13 protein-coding genes are annotated in these 17,058 nt (G+C 64.8%); 9 read left to right on the forward strand and 4 right to left on the reverse strand.

Annotated features, from left to right (window positions below; translation table 11 throughout):
• Window positions 1–4: 4 nt before the first annotated feature.
• The 6 genes from QCE63_RS15955 (at window position 5) to QCE63_RS15980 (ending at window position 6,706) form a co-directional block, all read left to right on the forward strand.
• Entirely contained in the window at window positions 5–1,159 is a 1,155-nt protein-coding gene (locus QCE63_RS15955) for a transporter substrate-binding domain-containing protein (protein WP_309834315.1), read from the forward strand.
• Between the two features lies 1 nt (window position 1,160).
• Window positions 1,161–1,811: an ANTAR domain-containing protein gene (locus tag QCE63_RS15960; RefSeq protein WP_309834316.1), complete on the forward strand. Its 651-nt coding sequence runs from the start codon at window positions 1,161–1,163 to the stop codon at window positions 1,809–1,811.
• A gap of 45 nt (window positions 1,812–1,856) precedes the next feature.
• Window positions 1,857–2,621 (forward strand): SDR family oxidoreductase, encoded by a 765-nt coding sequence (locus tag QCE63_RS15965; RefSeq protein ID WP_309834317.1) that lies wholly within the window; start codon window positions 1,857–1,859, stop codon window positions 2,619–2,621.
• 38 nt (window positions 2,622–2,659) lie between these two features.
• Complete coding sequence (locus tag QCE63_RS15970) at window positions 2,660–4,201, forward strand: amidase family protein (RefSeq protein ID WP_309834319.1); 1,542 nt, start codon at window positions 2,660–2,662, stop codon at window positions 4,199–4,201.
• Between the two features lie 159 nt (window positions 4,202–4,360).
• The gene (locus QCE63_RS15975; RefSeq protein ID WP_309834320.1) at window positions 4,361–6,253 is read left to right on the forward strand and encodes an FAD-binding monooxygenase; all 1,893 of its coding nucleotides are present in this window, start codon (window positions 4,361–4,363) and stop codon (window positions 6,251–6,253) included.
• Between the two features lie 12 nt (window positions 6,254–6,265).
• Window positions 6,266–6,706, forward strand: coding sequence for a MarR family transcriptional regulator (locus QCE63_RS15980; RefSeq protein ID WP_309834321.1), 441 nt, complete (start codon window positions 6,266–6,268; stop codon window positions 6,704–6,706).
• 4 nt (window positions 6,707–6,710) lie between these two features.
• Here the strand turns inward: QCE63_RS15980 and prpF are convergent, their stop codons facing one another.
• The 4 genes from prpF to prpB all read right to left on the reverse strand — a co-directional run bounded on the left by prpF (window position 6,711) and on the right by prpB (window position 12,757).
• Window positions 6,711–7,904: a 2-methylaconitate cis-trans isomerase PrpF gene (gene prpF, locus QCE63_RS15985; RefSeq protein ID WP_309834322.1), complete on the reverse strand. Its 1,194-nt coding sequence runs from the start codon at window positions 7,902–7,904 to the stop codon at window positions 6,711–6,713.
• 33 nt (window positions 7,905–7,937) lie between these two features.
• Window positions 7,938–10,535 carry a Fe/S-dependent 2-methylisocitrate dehydratase AcnD gene (gene acnD, locus QCE63_RS15990; protein ID WP_309834323.1) on the reverse strand — a complete coding sequence of 866 codons (2,598 nt, stop codon included), beginning with the start codon at window positions 10,533–10,535 and terminating at the stop codon, window positions 7,938–7,940.
• A gap of 138 nt (window positions 10,536–10,673) precedes the next feature.
• A complete protein-coding gene (prpC, locus tag QCE63_RS15995; RefSeq protein WP_309834325.1) occupies window positions 10,674–11,840 on the reverse strand; it encodes a 2-methylcitrate synthase in 1,167 nt (388 codons plus the stop codon).
• 20 nt (window positions 11,841–11,860) lie between these two features.
• Complete coding sequence (prpB, locus tag QCE63_RS16000; protein WP_404990131.1) at window positions 11,861–12,757, reverse strand: methylisocitrate lyase; 897 nt, start codon at window positions 12,755–12,757, stop codon at window positions 11,861–11,863.
• A gap of 196 nt (window positions 12,758–12,953) precedes the next feature.
• Between prpB and prpR the strand changes: the two genes are divergently transcribed.
• The 3 genes from prpR to QCE63_RS16015 all read left to right on the forward strand — a co-directional run bounded on the left by prpR (window position 12,954) and on the right by QCE63_RS16015 (window position 17,052).
• On the forward strand, window positions 12,954–14,900 hold the full coding sequence (gene prpR / locus QCE63_RS16005; protein WP_309834328.1) for a propionate catabolism operon regulatory protein PrpR: 1,947 nt from the start codon (window positions 12,954–12,956) through the stop codon (window positions 14,898–14,900).
• Between the two features lie 133 nt (window positions 14,901–15,033).
• Entirely contained in the window at window positions 15,034–16,032 is a 999-nt protein-coding gene (locus QCE63_RS16010) for an ABC transporter substrate-binding protein (RefSeq protein ID WP_309834330.1), read from the forward strand.
• Window positions 16,033–16,062: 30 nt separating this feature from the next.
• Window positions 16,063–17,052 carry a quinone oxidoreductase gene (locus QCE63_RS16015; RefSeq protein WP_309834332.1) on the forward strand — a complete coding sequence of 330 codons (990 nt, stop codon included), beginning with the start codon at window positions 16,063–16,065 and terminating at the stop codon, window positions 17,050–17,052.
• Window positions 17,053–17,058: the final 6 nt, after the last annotated feature.

A 17,058-nucleotide genomic window follows, 5' to 3' on the forward strand; every position in this document is an offset into this window, starting at 1 on the left:
AGAAATGGCTTTGTCCGATCCCATTCGAGTGGGCCTGTTGTGCTCGACCAGCGGTTCGACCGCGCTGCTCGAGCAGTCCCAGTGGCGAGGCGCGTGTCTCGCCGTCGACGAGATCAATGCGCGCGGCGGTATTGGCGGACGCGAACTCGTTGCGCTGCACTACGACCCTGGCTCCGACCCGGCCGCCTTCCGCGAACTGGCGGAGCGGCTGATCCTGAAGGACGGCGTCAACACCATCTTCGGCGGCTACACGTCCACGAGCCGCAAGGCCATGTTGCCGGTCGTCGAAAAGCACAATCGTCTGCTGATCTATGCGCAGATGTACGAGGGCTTCGAGTACTCGGACAACATCATCTACAGCGGCGCGTCGCCGAATCAGAACGGCGTGCAACTTGCGGACTTCATGACCGAGACCTTCGGCGCGCGCGTGTATTTCGTCGGGTCGAGCTATGTCTATCCCTACGAATGCAATCGCACGATGCAGGAGCTGCTGCTCCAGCATCCAGAAGGCGCGATCCTCGGCGAACGTTATCTGCCGCTCGACGCCACGCGCGATCATTTCGAACAGGTCATCGCCGACATCCGCCGCAAGTCGCCGGACTGGATCTTCTGCACGGTGATCGGCGAGACCGTGCCGTATCTCTACGACGCCTACGCGCACGCCGACTTCGATCCGGCCCGCATGCCCATTGGCAGCCTCAATACCTCGGAGACGGAAATCCGCGCGATGGAGCCCGGCAGCGCCGCCGGTCACATCACGGCCGCGCCTTATTTCCAGAGCATCGACACGGTGGAGAACCATCGTGCGGTCGCGCTGCATCAGTCGCGCTACGGCGCGCAGACGCCCACTGACATGAACTGGGAAGCCGCCTACTACCAGATGCACATGTTCGCGGAAGCGTTCGCGCGCGCGGGCTCCGACAAGCTCGCGAGCATCATGCCGCAGCTGCTCGGTTCCGAGTTCAATGCGCCGCAAGGCCGCGTTCGCATCGATCCGGTGAATCATCACATGGCGCTGTATCCGCGCATTGGCCGCGCTTCGGCTGACGGCCAGTTCACCATCCTGCGCGAATCGAAGTTCGCCGTCGGCCCCGATCCCTACATGACGCGCCAGACGCTCGGGGACTGGGTCACGAAACTGAGCACACGGGATTCCTGACGTGAACGCGCGCCCGGACCGAGGCCAGCGGAGCCTCACCAGTTCGATCCTCGAGCGCCATGCGCGGGTGCTCGTCTTCCATCCCGACGACAACGACGGCCAGACGCTTGCGAATCATCTGCGGCGCATGGGCTTTCAGGTGGAGCGCTGCTGGCCGCCGCTGGACACCTTGCCCGAACGCGTGGATCTCGTGTTCCGCGCGCTGCTGCCGGAAGAACGCGCGCCGAGCGGCGAGTGGTCCGGACCGGATGCGCCGCCCGTCATCTGCGTGGTGGCCTACGAGAATCCGACCTTCATCGACCAGGCCATCAAGCTCGGCGCGGACGGCATCGTTACGACGCCGGTGCGCGCGTCAGGGCTGCTTTCCACGGTGGTGATGGCGCTGTATCACTCGAAGCGCTCGCGTCAGCATGCGCAGCGCATTGCGAAGCTCGAACAGAAGCTGCTCGACAGCCGGCATCTGCAGGAAGCCAAGAACATCTTGATGATCATGCATCGCGTGAGCGAACGCGAGGCCTACGACATGCTGCGCGCGCAGGCAATGGAGAAGCGCGTGACCATCGACGACATCTGCCATTCCGTCATCCAGGCGGGCGAAGTGTTGCAGATTGCGCGCGGCATGAGTTCCGGGGACGGCGGCGAGAAAGCGTGAGCGCGCCGTCACCACGTCTGACCGACATGCACAGGAGCGGCGAACATGGACCTGCAACTGAAGGGCTTGAGGGCGATCGTGACCGGCGGCACCAAGGGCATCGGGCTGGCGATTGCGCGGACATTGGCGGCGGAAGGCGCGGATGTCGCCATTTGCGCGCGCGATGCGGCCGCCGTTGAAACCACCGCGCAGGCGCTGGCCGGGTTAAGCGGTGCGCGTGCATCGGGCGCGGCCGTCGACGTGGCCGATGGCGCCGCGCTCAAGGCGTGGGTCGCGCGCGTCGGCGCGGAGTGGGGCGGGCTGGATATCGTCGTCGCCAACGTGAGCGCGCTTGCTATTGGCAACGACATCGAATCATGGCGCAAGGAGTTCGAGACGGATCTGCTGGGCACCGTGAATCTCGTCGATGCCGCGATGCCGTTTCTCGAAGCAAGCAAGGCGGCTTCCATTGTCGCGATATCGAGCGTGTCGGGGCGCGAGATCGATTTCGCGGCCGGACCCTACGGCGTCTTCAAGGCCGCGCTGATTCACTACATGCAAGGGCTCGCGAATCAGCTGGCCGCGAAGGGCATCCGCGCGAACACGGTATCGCCGGGCAATGTGTACTTCGAAGGCGGCGTGTGGGACTGGATCGAGCATAACGATGCCGCGCTGTTCGAACGCGCGCTCGCTTTGAATCCGACCGGACGCATGGCGCGGCCACAGGAGATTGCCAACGCGGTGGCGTTCATCGCGAGTCCGGCGGCGAGCTTCGTGAGCGGGGCAAATTTCGTCGTCGATGGCGCGCTCACGCGCGGCGTGCAGCTTTGAGCGTTGTGCGTTCGACACCACTTCAACAGGAGCCACGAATGGAACGAGGCAGTGCGATGGACATCGATCTGGACGCGCTCACCGTCGAAACCGTGCAGGCGGGTTTCAAGGCCGGCACGTTCACGGCAGAACAACTGGCGCAGGCCTGCTTCGAGCGGATCGAGCGCGATAATGGGCGCTACAACGCGCTGATCTTCCTGAACCCCGCCGCACTCGACGATGCGCGCGAGATCGACCGGCGTCGGGCTGCTGGCGAAGTGATGGGGCCGCTCGCCGGCGTGCCGGTCGTCATCAAGGATCCGATGGACATGGTCGGCTTTCCGACCACGGCGGGATGGACGAAGCTCTACAGCAAGCACGGCGGCGTGGACCTGATGCCCGCACGCGATGCGCCGGTCGTCGCACGCATGCGGCGCGCGGGCGCGATCCTGCTCGGCAAGACCAACGTGCCCATCTTGAGCCACACGGGCACGCATGCAAACGATAGCTGGGCAGGCCCGACCCTCAACGTGCCGATGCCCGACCGCGCACCCGGCGGCAGCAGCGCGGGAACGGCATCGGCGGTGGCATCGGGCATGGCGGTGCTCGGGCTCGCCGAAGAGACTGGCGGGTCGATCCAGAACCCGGCATCGGCGCAAGACCTCGTCGGCATCAAGCCGACCATCGGGCTGGTGCCGAATGCGGGCGTGGTGCCCCTGTCGGGCAATCGCGACGTGGTAGGGCCGATTGCCCGCACCGTGCGCGACGCGGCGCTGTGCCTCGATGCGCTCGCAGGCTATTCGAGCGAAGACCCGAAGACGTTGGCCGGTGTCGGCCGTCAGCCTGCGGGAGGGTATGCAGCAGGGCTCGCTGTGGATGCGTTGAAGGGCAAGCGTATCGGCCTGTACGGACCGGGCTGGCGCACGCAAGCGCTCTCCGACGAAGCCGCCGGGCTCTATCAACGCGTGCAGCAGGAATTGGTGGAACTGGGCGCGGTGCTGATCGACGATCCGTTCGCCGGTTCGGGCTTCGCTGACTTGCGCAAGCCGACGCCGCCGCTCGAACATTTCGATGCGCGTGGACTCGAATCCATTCCTTATGATCTGGAGAAGTATCTGCAGCGATTGGGCAAGGACGCGGCGCTCAAGACGTTCGCGGAATTCGCTGAAGCGACGCGGGATGAGGATGCCTTCGGACCACAAGGCGTGCTGCGCTATCTGCATAGTCTGGCGGATTTCCGGACCGCGCTGGCGGATCCGTCGCTGCCGCCGGAGATGCCGGAATTCGTCGCACTGAAAGCGCGTTATCTGACGATCTTCGACAGCGTGATGAGCCAGCATCGTCTCGACGCCCTCGTGTTTCCGCAGATGCGCGGCGAGCTTCCAACGCTGCACGGCAAGGACGTCATCCAGGAAACGACCGTCGGCGAGATCAATATCGCGGGCTTGCCGGGCATTGCCGTGCCGGCTGGATACTACGAATCCGGCTCGCCGTTCGGTCTGATCTTCGTCGGACGGCAATGGGACGAGGGCGCGTTGCTCGGCTATGCCCATGCGTATGAATGCGGCACGCGGCACAGGAAAGCGCCGCTGCGCGTCTGACCTTTGCGCGACCGGACCGCCTGTGCCGGTCGCTTGAAAACGCCCAGTTAGTCTGCCTGCTTCGGGTAAACCGCAGGGCCTCGATAAATTCTTGGATATAGTTGGTATGCGGAGTATATTTCGATCCAGAGAAATCGAGACCTTGTGGAGGCAGACATCATGCAATTTCATCTCAACGGTTTTCGCACGGATGACCCGAGCATCGAACCCGCTGCCGAAGGCGCGCCTCACGTTGCGATGCCTGACGCGGTGGATGTGCTCATCGTCGGCAGTGGTCCGGCGGGACTCGTGCTCGCGGCGCAGCTGGCGCGGTTTCCGTCGATCAATACGCGTATCGTCGAACGGCGTGCGGGGCCGTTGCTGATGGGGCAGGCGGACGGCGTCGCGTGCCGCACCGTGGAAATGTTCCATGCCTTCGGTCTCAGCGAACGTCTGCTGCGCGAAGCCTACTGGGTCAATGAGACCGTCTTCTGGCGGCCGGATGCCGATGACCGGGGCGCGATTCGTCGTACCGGACGCGTTCAGGATACCGAAACCGGCATGTCCGAGTTTCCGCATGTGATCGTGAATCAGGCGCGCTTGCAGGCTTATCTGCTCGATCTGATGCATCGTTCCGCGCAGCGCCTCGAACCGGATTACGCGCTCGAAGTCGTCGATGTCACGCGCGACGACACGCATGACCATCCGCTCACCGTCACGCTGAAGCGCACGGAAGGAGAACATGCCGGTGAAGAGGTGAAGGTCCGCGCGCGCTACGTGGTGGGTTGCGATGGCGCCCGAAGCCGCGTGCGCACGGCTATCGGCCAGACGCTCAACGGCGACGCCGCCAATCATGCATGGGGCGTGATGGACGCGCTGGCGGTGACCGACTTCCCCGACATTCGCCTCAAGGCCGCGATTCAATCGGCGAGCAAGGGCAATCTGTTGCTCATCCCGCGCGAGGGCGGCTATCTCGTGCGCTTCTATGTCGATCTCGGCGAGGTGACGCCGGAGAACCGCGACGGCATCAGGCAGATCAAGGTGGAGCGCATCATCGAGACGGCGCAGCGCATCCTGCATCCCTATACGTTCGATGTGAAGGAAGTCGCGTGGTTCTCGGTGTATGAAGTGGGCCAGCGTCTGACGGAACGTTTCGACGATGCCTTGACACCCGATGGCTCAGTGCGCGAGCCGCGCGTGTTCATCGCGGGCGATGCCTGCCATACGCATAGCGCGAAGGCGGGGCAGGGCATGAACGTGTCGATGCAGGATGGCTTCAATCTCGGCTGGAAGCTCGGCGCGGTCTTGCAGGGGCGCAGCGATGGGAGCCTGCTGCGCACCTATTCCGATGAACGCCAGCCGGTCGCGCAGGAGTTGATCGACTTCGACAAGGAATGGTCCGCGATGATGGCCGCGCCGCCGAAAGACCCGGCGCATCCGGAAGCGGGCGGCGTGGATCCGGCGGAGTTGCAGGCGTATTTCGTGCGCGCGGGCCACTATACGGCGGGCGTTGCCACGCATTATCGGCCGGGTCCGCTGACGGGCGAGTCGACGCATCAGACGCTGGCGCGTGGCTTTACGATCGGCACGCGCTTTCATTCCGCGCCGGTCATTCGCATCGCCGATGCCAGGCCGATGCACCTCGGTCACGCAGCGCTCGCCGATGGCCGCTGGCGTCTGTATGCGTTCGAGGATGCGAGCGGCCAGGCGTTCGATGCGCTCTGTGAGCATCTGGTTGCATGGTTGCGCAACGTGACGCCACCTGATGCCGATATCGACAGCGTCATCGATCTGCGCGCGGTGTTGCAGACGCCGCATCGCGACGTGCGCTTGCAGGACTTGCACGCGGTGCTCTTGCCGCGCAAGGGCCGCTATGGGCTGGTGGATTATGAAAAGGTATTTACGCGCGACGAGTCGGCTGATATCTTCGACGCGCGCGGCATCGATCGCGAACGGGGTGCGCTCATCGTGGTCCGTCCGGATCAATACGTCGCGCATGTGCTGCCGCTCGATGCGTTCGACGAACTGAACGCATTCCTGCATCCTCTCCTCCGAATTCGTTCCACTGCTTAACCCTGTCGAACCGTGCCCGCTCAAACTCATTTCCCCGCCGCGCTTTCCCGATTCACCGGCAGTCTGGTGCGGCGCGCGCAGCAGCGGCATCTGGCGGTCTGGCAGAGCGAGGTGTCGACGGAGATTACGAGCGTGCAGTACGCCGCGCTTGGTATCCTGCAACGGACGCCGGGCGTGAACCAGCGTCAGCTTGGCGACGAACTCGACGTGGACCGCTCGACTATCGCGGAACTCGTGGCGCGCATGGCCCGCAATGAGCTGATCGAGCGTTCCGACGATCCCGTGGACAAGCGCAGCTATGTGCTGTCGCTCACGCCTGCCGGGAAGAAGCAGCTTGCGACGCTGCGGCCTCGCGTGGAGCAGGTGGAGCGCATTCTGACCGCAAGGCTGACGGCAGCGGAGGGCCGCGAATTGCGACGCCTGCTGCTGGCCTTGTTGCCGGAAGAAGCTTGACGCTTTAGTTCGGGCTTTCGAACGGCACGCGCACATTCCCTTCCATCAGCACGCGCGCGCTGCGGCTCATGATGGCCTTGGTGACTTGCCACGCGCCTTCCGCCTGCACGGCCTCCGCGCCGACCCGCAGCGTACCCGACGGATGCCCGAACCGCACTGACTGACGCTCCCCGCCGCCTGCCGCGAGATTGACGAGCGTGCCGGGAATCGCCGCCGCCGTGCCGATGGCCACCGCCGCCGTACCCATCATCGCGTGATGCAGCTTGCCCATCGACATCGCGCGCACCAGCACGTCCACATCTTCCACGCTCACTTGCTTGCCGCTCGATGCCGTATACGCCGCCGGCCGCGCGACGAACGCGACCTTCGGCGTGTGCTGGCGCGTGGCGATTTCATCGAGGTTCTTGATCAGCCCCATGCGCAGCGCACCGTGCGCGCGAATGGTCTCGAAGCGCTTCAAGGCCGCTTCGTCGCCGTTGATGGCGTCCTGCAACTCGGTGCCGGTGTAGCCGATGGCGTGGGCGTTCAGGAAGATGGTCGGAATGCCTGCGTTGATCATCGTGGCCTTCAGCGTGCCGATGCCCGGCACGTCGAGATCGTCCACCACGTTGCCAGTCGGGAACATCGCGCCGCCCGCGCCTTCTTCTTCCGCTGCCGGATCGAGGAATTCGAGCTGCACTTCCGCCGCCGGAAAGGTCACGCCATCGAGTTCGAAGTCGCCGGTTTCCTGCACGGCGCCGTTCGTCATCGGCACATGCGCGATGATGGTCTTGCCGATGTTCGCCTGCCAGATGCGCACGATCGCGATGCCGTTGTCCGGCACGCGTTCCGGATCGACGAGTCCGCCGCCAATCGCAAACGGACCCACCGCCGCCGAGAGATTGCCGCAGTTGCCGCTCCAGTCGACGAAGGCTTTATCGATCGACACCTGACCGAACAGGTAATCGACATCGTGACCGGGCCGAGTGCTCTTTGACACGATCACGGTTTTGCTCGTGCTCGACGTCGCGCCGCCCATGCCGTCGATCTGCTTGCCGTATGGATCGGGGCTGCCGATCACGCGCATGAACAGCTTATCGCGGGCCGCGCCGGGCACGCGCGCGGCCTCGGGCAGATCGTTTAGGCGGAAGAAGACGCCCTTGCTGGTGCCGCCGCGCATGTAGGTCGCGGGGATCCTGATTTGAGGTGCGTGTGCCATGTGAATCGAATCCTTTGGTAGAAAGACAGCGCGTCAGGCGGCAGCCTTCGACGACTCCAGGAAATCCTGCGCAAAGCGTTGCAGAACGCCGCCCGCTTCATAGATGGACACTTCTTCGGCCGTATCGAGCCGGCACGTGACGGGCACTTCCACGCGTTCGCCGTTCTTGCGCTGAATCACGAGCACGAGGTCCGCGCGCGGCGTGCGTGCGCCGATCACGTCGTAGGTTTCGGTGCCGTCGAGCGCGAGCGTCACGCGGTTCACGCCCGGTTTGAATTCGAGCGGCAACACGCCCATGCCGATCAGGTTCGTGCGATGGATCCGCTCGAAGCCTTCCGCGACGATTGCCTCGACGCCAGCGAGCCTGACGCCTTTCGCGGCCCAGTCGCGTGACGAGCCTTGTCCGTAGTCCGCGCCCGCAATGATGATGAGCGGCTGCTTGCGCTCCATGTAGGTCTCGATGGCTTCCCACATGCGCGTGACCTTGCCTTCAGGTTCGATGCGCGCGAGCGAGCCTTTCTTGATCTGGCCATCGACCACGGCCATTTCGTTGATGAGCGTCGGATTGGCGAAGGTCGCGCGCTGTGCCGTCAGATGATCGCCGCGATGCGTCGCATACGAATTGAAGTCTTCTTCAGGCAGGCCCATCTTCGTCAGATATTCGCCGGCGGCGCTGTTCGCGAGAATGGCGTTCGACGGCGAGAGATGATCGGTCGTGATGTTGTCGCCGAGCACGGCGAGCGGCCGCATGCCGCGCAACGTGCGTTCGCCCGCCAGCGCGCCTTCCCAGTATGGCGGACGGCGGATATACGTGCTCTGGCCGCGCCAGTCGTACAGCGGGTTGATGGCGTCGCCGCGCGCTTGCGTCAAAGCGAACATCGGCTCATACACGCGGCGGAAATGCTCGGGCTTCACGCTCTGCGCGACGATCGCATCGATCTCCGCGTCATCGGGCCAGATGTCCTTCAGATACACCGGCTGGCCGTTCGCGCCGGTGCCAAGCGCATCCTTCTCGATGTCGAAGTGGATCGTGCCCGCAATCGCATACGCAACGACGAGCGGCGGCGATGCCAGGAACGCCTGCTTCGCGTACGGATGAATGCGGCCATCGAAGTTGCGATTGCCGGAGAGCACGGCGGTCGTGTACAGCTCGCGCTCGACGATCTCCTGCTGGATCACCGGATCCAGCGCGCCCGACATGCCGTTGCAGGTCGTGCATGCAAACGCGACGATGCCGAAGCCGAGCTTCTCGAGTTCAGGCAGTAGGGCGGCATCCTGCAAGTAGAGTTCGACGGCCTTCGAGCCCGGTGCCAGCGACGACTTCACCCACGGCTTGCGCGTCAGGCCTTGCGCATTGGCATTGCGCGCGAGCAGCGCAGCGGCGATCACGTTGCGCGGGTTGCTGGTATTGGTGCAGCTGGTGATGGCCGCGATGATGACCGCGCCGTCCGGCATCTTGCCGGGCGTCTCTTCCCACTTGCCGGCGATGCCGCGCGCGGCAAGCTGCGACGTAGGCAGGCGCTTGTGCGGATTCGACGGCCCTGCCATGTTGCGTTCCACGCTCGACAGATCGAAGCGCAGGATGCGCTCGTAGCGCGCGTTCGTGAGCGTATCGGCCCACAGGCCGGCTGTCTTCGCATAGGTCTCGACGAGGCGGATCTGCTCTTCTTCGCGGCCGGTGAGGCGCAGATAGTCGATGGTCTGCTGGTCGATGTAGAACATCGCGGCGGTCGCGCCATACTCGGGCGCCATGTTCGAGATGGTCGCGCGGTCGCCGAGCGTGAGGCTCGCTGCGCCTGCGCCATAGAACTCCAGATACGCGCCGACGACCTTTTCCTTGCGCAGGAATTCAGTGAGTGCGAGCACGATGTCCGTCGCCGTGATGCCCGGCTGGCGCTTGCCCGTCAGATCCACGCCGACGATATCCGGCAGGCGCATCCACGACGCGCGGCCCAGCATGACGTTCTCCGCTTCAAGACCGCCGACGCCAATCGCAATGACGCCGAGCGCATCGACGTGCGGCGTGTGGCTGTCGGTGCCGACGAGCGTATCGGGAAACGCGACGCCGTTGATCGCGTGAATGACCGGCGACATGCGCTCAAGATTGATCTGATGCATGATGCCGTTGCCCGGCGGAATCACCTCTACGTTCTCAAAAGCTTGTTTAGTCCAGTCGATGAAGTGAAAGCGGTCTTCATTCCGGCGGTCTTCGATGGCGCGGTTCTTCTGGAACGCATCGGGATCGAAGCCACCGCATTCGACGGCCAGCGAATGATCGACGATCAACTGCACCGGCACCACGGGGTTCACCTTGGCGGGATCGCCACCCTGTTCGGCGATGGCGTCGCGCAGGCCCGCCAGATCGACCAGCGCCGTCTGGCCCAGGATGTCGTGACACACCACGCGCGCCGGATACCACGGGAAATCGCGTTCGGTCTTGCGCTCGATCAATTGCAGCAGCGACGCGTCGAGCATGGCCGGATCGCAGCGCCGCACCAGATTCTCGGCCAGCACGCGCGACGTATAGGGCAGGGTGTCGTAGGCACCGGGCGAGAGGGCGTCGACGGCGGCGCGCGCATCGAAGAAATCGCACGGGGTGCCGGGAAGAGGTTTGCGGTTTGCAGTATTCATGGCCGTGTCTCGCTCATCGCATGGTCTGGTTTCAGTCGCCATGCTGCAAGGGTATTGTCGGGGGTCGAACGTTGACTACGATATCAAAAAAGGCCTTGCTGCCGTGTAAGGCGGCAAGGCCTGTGCGTCACATGCGCTTTACTTGCGCTCGCGCAGCGGCGTGAACTTCAGGTTGTCCGGTCCCGTGTAATTCGCGCTCGGCCGGATGATCTTGTTGTCGATGCGTTGCTCGATGATGTGCGCGCTCCATCCCGACGTGCGCGAGATGACGAACAGCGGTGTGAACATCGCCGTGGGCACGCCCATCATGTGATACGACACGGCGCTGAACCAGTCGAGATTGGGGAACATCTTCTTCGCGTCCCACATCACCGTTTCGAGCCGCTCGGCGATGCTGAAAAGCTTCGTGTCGCCCGCTTCCTTCGAGAGCTTCTTCGCGACTTCCTTGATGACCTTGTTGCGCGGATCCGAGATCGTATAGACCGGATGTCCGAAGCCGATCACCACTTCCTTTCGTTCGACGCGCTGCTTGATGTCGGCTTCGGCTTCGTCGGCGTTCAGATAACGCGACTGGATTTCAAAGGCCACTTCGTTGGCGCCGCCGTGCTTCGGGCCGCGCAACGCGCCGATGCCGCCCGCAATCGCCGAGTACATGTCCGAACCCGTGCCCGCGATCACGCGCGCCGTAAAGGTCGACGCATTGAATTCGTGTTCGGCGTAGAGGTTGAGCGACACGTGCATTGCATCGACCCATGATTTCGACGGCTCCACGCCATGCAGCAGATGCAGGAAGTGCCCGCCGATGGAATCGTCATCGGTTTCCACTTCAATGCGCTTGCCGTTGTGCGAGTAGTGATACCAGTACAGCAGCATCGAGCCGAGCGAGGCCATCAGCTTGTCGGCGATGTCCTTCGCGCCCGGAATGTTGTGATCGTCCTTCTCGGGCAGGATGGTGCCGAGCACGGAGACGCCGGTGCGCATGACGTCCATCGGATGTGCCGAAGCGGGGATCCATTCGAGTGCGGCCTTCAAGTTAGCGGGCAGGCCGCGCATGGCCTTCAGCTTGGTCTTGTAGGCCTTCAGCTCGGCGGCGTTCGGCAGCTTGCCATGGACGAGCAGGTAAGCAATCTCTTCGAACTCGGACGTGTTGGCGAGATCGAGAATGTCATAGCCGCGATAGTGCAGATCGTTGCCGGTGCGGCCGACCGTGCACAACGCGGTATTGCCCGCCGTCACGCCGGACAGCGCGACGGACTTCTTCGGCTTGAAACCACCGGCTGCGGTGCTGTTGTCTGCTTCGCTCATTGTTCGTCTCCTGAGTGCGGTTATTTCTGGGCGGAAAACAGCTGGTCGAGCTTGTCTTCGTAGGCGTGATAGCCGAGGTACTTATACAGGTCAGCGCGCGATTGCATGGTCTCGACGGCGGCCTTCTGCGTGCCGTCGCGCCGCACGGTCTCGTAGAAGTTCAGCGCCGCCGCGTTCATCGCGCGATACGCGCCGCAGCAGTACAGCGCGATATCGACATTGGCGTCCTTCAGTTCATCGACGGTGAAGAAGGGCGTCGAACCGAACTCGGTCAGGTTCGCGAGGATCGGCACCTTCACCGCTGCCTTGAAGCGCCGGTAGTCGTCGAGCGTCTTCATCGCTTCCGGGAAAATCATGTCCGCGCCGGCTTCGACATAAGCAACCGCACGCTCGATCGCGGCATCGATACCTTCGACAGCGGCCGCATCCGTGCGCGCCATGATGACGAAGGAGGCGTCGGTGCGGGCATCGACGGCCGCCTTGACGCGATCCACCATCTCGCCCTTCGAGACGACTTCCTTGCCCGGACGATGGCCGCAGCGCTTCTGTCCGACCTGATCCTCCATGTGCACGGCCGCCACGCCCGCCTTGATGAACGAGCGGACCGTGCGCGCGATGTTGAATGCGCCGCCCCAGCCCGTATCGATATCGACCATCAGCGGCAGCGACGATGCATCCGTGATGCGCCGCGCGTCGGTCAGCACGTCTTCCATGGTGCTGATGCCGAGGTCAGGCATGCCGAGCGAGTTCGCGGCGACGCCGCCGCCCGACAGATACAGCGCCTTGAAGCCGACGGCCTCGGCCATCTTCGCCGCATAGGCGGTAATGGCGCCGACGACTTGCAAGGGGGATTCTTCCCGGACGGCCTGGCGGAAGCGCGCGCCGGCGGTCTGTTCGAGTGGGGAGTTTGAATTCACGTTTGATGTCTCCATAGAAGGCACCGATCGTTTGCAAAATCCCTGCCATGTGAGGCGGGCGGTGTAAGCCGTTGATTTGCCTGAAGTTGACTCGCAGCCGCGCGCACCGGATGATTTCAAAAATGAAATTCACGTTTCGAAACGGGGATTCGTGCGTTACGCTGTAGTTTCGATCGACCCCGTTTCCAGCAACAACATGAAACCCGAAACCGCCTCACGCCCCCGCATCTGGGCGGTCGGCATCAGCCGTCTGCGCGACCTGTTCATGGACGTCGGCGAGGAATACGCCGACCGCGCCGATCTCGACGCCATCCCGCTCGGCTACGAAGATGCCGTCACGCGCATCGAGTCCGAAACCGGCGAGCGGCCCGATGTCGTCGTCGCGGGCGGCTCGAACGGCGCGTATCTGAAGACGCGCGTGTCCGTGCCGGTGGTGATCGTCAGCCCGACCGGCTTCGACGTGATGCAGGCGCTCGCCAAGGCGCGCCGCGAGGATGCCCGCATGGCGCTCGTCACGCACGGCGAGACGCCGCCGGAGATTCGCCGCTTTCTCGCCGCGTATGCGATTGACGTGGCTTGCGAGTCGTATCGCTCGGCGCAGGACGCCGAACATCTCGTGCTCGATCTGCGCGACCGCGGTATCGACGTGGTCGTGGGCCCGGGCCTCGTGACCGATCTCGCCGCCCGCGCCGGCATGCAGTCGGTGTTCCTCTATTCGCGGACTTCGGTTGCCTCGGCGCTGGAGACCGCGCTCGAAGTCGCGCAGGCCATGCGTCGCGAAGCCGGGCGGCGCGCGCGGCTCGACAACCTCCTGCAACATCTGCGCGACGGCGTCGTCGCAGTGGATGCCGAAGGCCGCATCGAAGCGATCAATCGCCGTCTGCTGGATGCGTTGGGCCTGCCCGATGCCGCCCGCGCCGCCGGCCGCGCGCTGCTGGAAGTCGCGCCCGCGCTCGACGGCATCCTGCCGGCTGACGGCGAGGATGTCGTCGGCCACGTGCGCGGCGTCAGCTACGCGATCCATCGCGGCCCGCTGGGCGCGGACGGCGCCACCGGCGGCACGCTCTTCACGTTCCAGGAATCGCGCGCCGTCGAGCGGCTGGACCGGACCCTGCGCGCGCGGCAAGGCGCGCAGGCGTTCGTCGCGCGCTACCGGCTGGACGCGATCGTCGGCGAGTCGGACGTGATGCAGCGCGTGAAGGCGCTGGTGCGCAAGTACGCCACGTCCGACGCCACGCTGCTGATCCTCGGCGAAAGCGGCACCGGCAAGGAAATGGTCGCGCAGAGCATGCACCAGATGAGCCGCCGCAAGGACTTTCCGTTCGTCGCGATCAACTGCGGCGCGTTCCCGGAAGCCTTGCTGGAAAGCGAACTGTTCGGCTACGAGGAAGGCGCATTCACCGGCGCGCGCAAGGGCGGCCGGGCGGGGCTGATCGAAGCGGCGCATCGCGGCACGCTGTTTCTCGATGAAATCGGCGAGATGCCGTCTTCGCTGCAAAGCCGGCTGTTGCGCGTGTTGCAGGAGCGGGAAGTCGTGCGGCTCGGCTCGACCGAACCGACGCGCGTGGATATCCGCGTGATCGCGGCGACGCATCGGCCGCTGGCGCAGGCCGTGCAGGACGGCTCGTTCCGTGCCGATCTCTTCTACCGCATCAACATCCTGAGCATCGCATTGCCGCCGCTGCGCGCGCGTCCGGGCGATATCGCGCCACTGGCCGTCGAACTGCTCGCGCAGGCGGCGAGCCGCGATGAAACGCTCGGCACGCGGCTGCCGGATCGCGAGGCAATGAGAAAAGTGCTTGCGCCGTTGCAGGCGGCGCTGGGCGCCTACCGCTGGCCGGGCAACGTGCGGGAATTGCAGAACGTGATCGAACGCGTCGCCGTGGAAATGGCGCATTTGCCGGGCCGGAGCGGGCGGGAGCCGAAGCTGTCGCTGGACGATTTCGCGGCCCTCGCGCCCGAAGTCTTCGACACGGCGCAGGAAGCGGACGCCAACCCCGGTCTGCGCCAGCTGAGCCGCACGGCGGAGGCGGATCAGGTCCGCGCGACGCTCAACGAATACGGTGGCGATCGCGATGCGGCGTGCCGGGCGCTCGGCATCAGCAAGACCACGCTGTGGCGCAAGCTGAACGACAAACGCTGACGGGAGTCGGGAAACTACGGAGAAAACGCCTGCCCGGCGGAAAGCTTTCAGAAGGGCACGGTTTTTTATACTTCCTGACATGGCAGGCGATTGTTTCGGCAAGCGCCTTGAAGCTGTTCAGGAGACTTTCTCGATGCCGTTGCGTGCAGGCTCGCTCGTCCGTCTGGCTTATCTGCTGCTTGCGCTGTGCGCGGCGCAGGCGGCGCGCGCCGAACCCATCCGGCTGATGACGGGCGGCGTCGCCAAGCTGATCTATCTGCCGGTCATGCTCGCCGACCAGCTCGGCTACTTCCGTCGCGAAGGACTCGACGTGCGCGTGCTGTCGTCGCCTGCGGGCATCGACACGTCCACCGAACTCGTCGCGGGCGCCATTCAGGGCGCGGTCGGTTTTTATGACCATACGATCGGTCTGCAAAGCCGTGGCATGGACGTGCAGTCGGTGATCGTGCTGGGGCGCTCGGCGGGGTTGATCGAACTGACGCGCAGCGCGAGCGCCATGCGGACGATGGCCGATGCCAAAGGCCGCAAGCTCGGCGTGACCGGTTTCGGCTCATCGACGGATTTTCTGACGCGCTATCTGGCCGCGCGCGCGGGCGTGCTGGCCGGCAGTTATACCGTAGTGCCGCTCGCGACCGAAGCAGCGTTCGAGCGGGCGCTCACAGCCGGTGAAGTCGATGCCACCATGACCGAGGAACCCACCGCCACGCGTCTTTTGTCGCGCGGCGTGGCGCGGCCGCTGGTGGACTTGCGCAGCATCGCCGACTCGCGCGCGCAACTGGGCGGTTCCTACGTGGGCGCGTGTCTTTACATGCGCCGCGAATGGATCGACGCCCATCCGGATGAAACGGCGCGACTGGTGCGCGCGCTGCTGGCCGCGCTGCGCTTCATCCAGACGCACAGTGAGCAGGACATCGCGGCCGCGATGCCGGCGGCGCTGGAGGGCGACGACCCGGCCATCTACCGGCAAGCGCTGACGGTGATGAAACCGGCTTTCTCGACCGACGGACGCATGCCCGCCGATGCCCCCGCGACCGTGCTCGCGATCCTGGCCGAAGCCGATGCCGAAGTGTCGGCGCGGCATGTCGATCTCGCGCGCACGTGGACCGACCGGTTCGTCGCCGCCGCGCAGTAACGCGATTCCTATCACAACGGAGACACGCTCATGCGAGCGATTCAGATTCATGAGTACGGCGGCCCGGAGGTTCTGCGCCGCGTCGAGATCGAGGTGCCGAGGCCGGGGCCGGGTGAAGTGCTGGTGCGTGTCGTCGCGGCGGGCATCAACTTCATGGACGTGCATACGCGTCAGGGCAAGTATCGCGATTCACGCACGTATCCCGTGCGCCTGCCGTGCACGCTCGGCATGGAAGGCGCGGGCGAGGTAGTCGAATGCGGCGCGGGCGTCATGTCGTGCCGTCCGGGCGACCGCGTGGCATGGTGCATCGCGTGGGGCGCGTATGCGGACTATGCGGTGATTCCCGCCGCACGTCTCGCGCGACTGCCGGACGACATTGCCTACGATGTGGCCGCCGCCGCGATCTTCCAGGGTTCCACCGCGCACTATCTGCTCGGCGATGGCGCGCAGCTCGAAGCCGGCATGACCTGTCTCGTGCATGCGGCGTCCGGCGGCATCGGACAGTTGCTCGTGCAACTGGCGAAGCGGCGCGGCGTGCAAGTGTTCGCGACGACCAGCACCGCAGACAAGGCCGCCATCGCCCGCGAGCGCGGCGCCGATCACGTGCTGCTCTACGAGAACGGCGGCTTCGCGGACCGGGTGCGCGAACTGACCGATGGACGCGGCGTCGACGTGGTGTTCGACGCTGTCGGCAGAACGACCTTGCGCGACAGCTTCCGTGCGACGCGCGTGCGCGGGCTGGTGGTGAACTACGGTTCGGTGACAGGCCCGATGCGCGATCTCGATCCTTATGAACTCGGCGAAGCCGGTTCGCTGTTCCTGACGCGCCCGCGCCTCGCCGACCATCTCGCCGATGCCGCCACCGTGCAGCGCCGCGCCGACGATGTCTTCGCCGCGATCCAGCAAGGCGCGCTGCGTGTGGAGATCAATGGCCGCTACACGCTGGACGACGTCGAAGATGCGCATGCGGCGCTCGAAGAGCGGCGTCAGTCCGGCAAGGCCGTGATGGCCATCGCCTAGGCTTCA

This window comes from Caballeronia sp. LZ065, assembly GCF_031450975.1.
GTDB lineage: Bacteria > Pseudomonadota > Gammaproteobacteria > Burkholderiales > Burkholderiaceae > Caballeronia.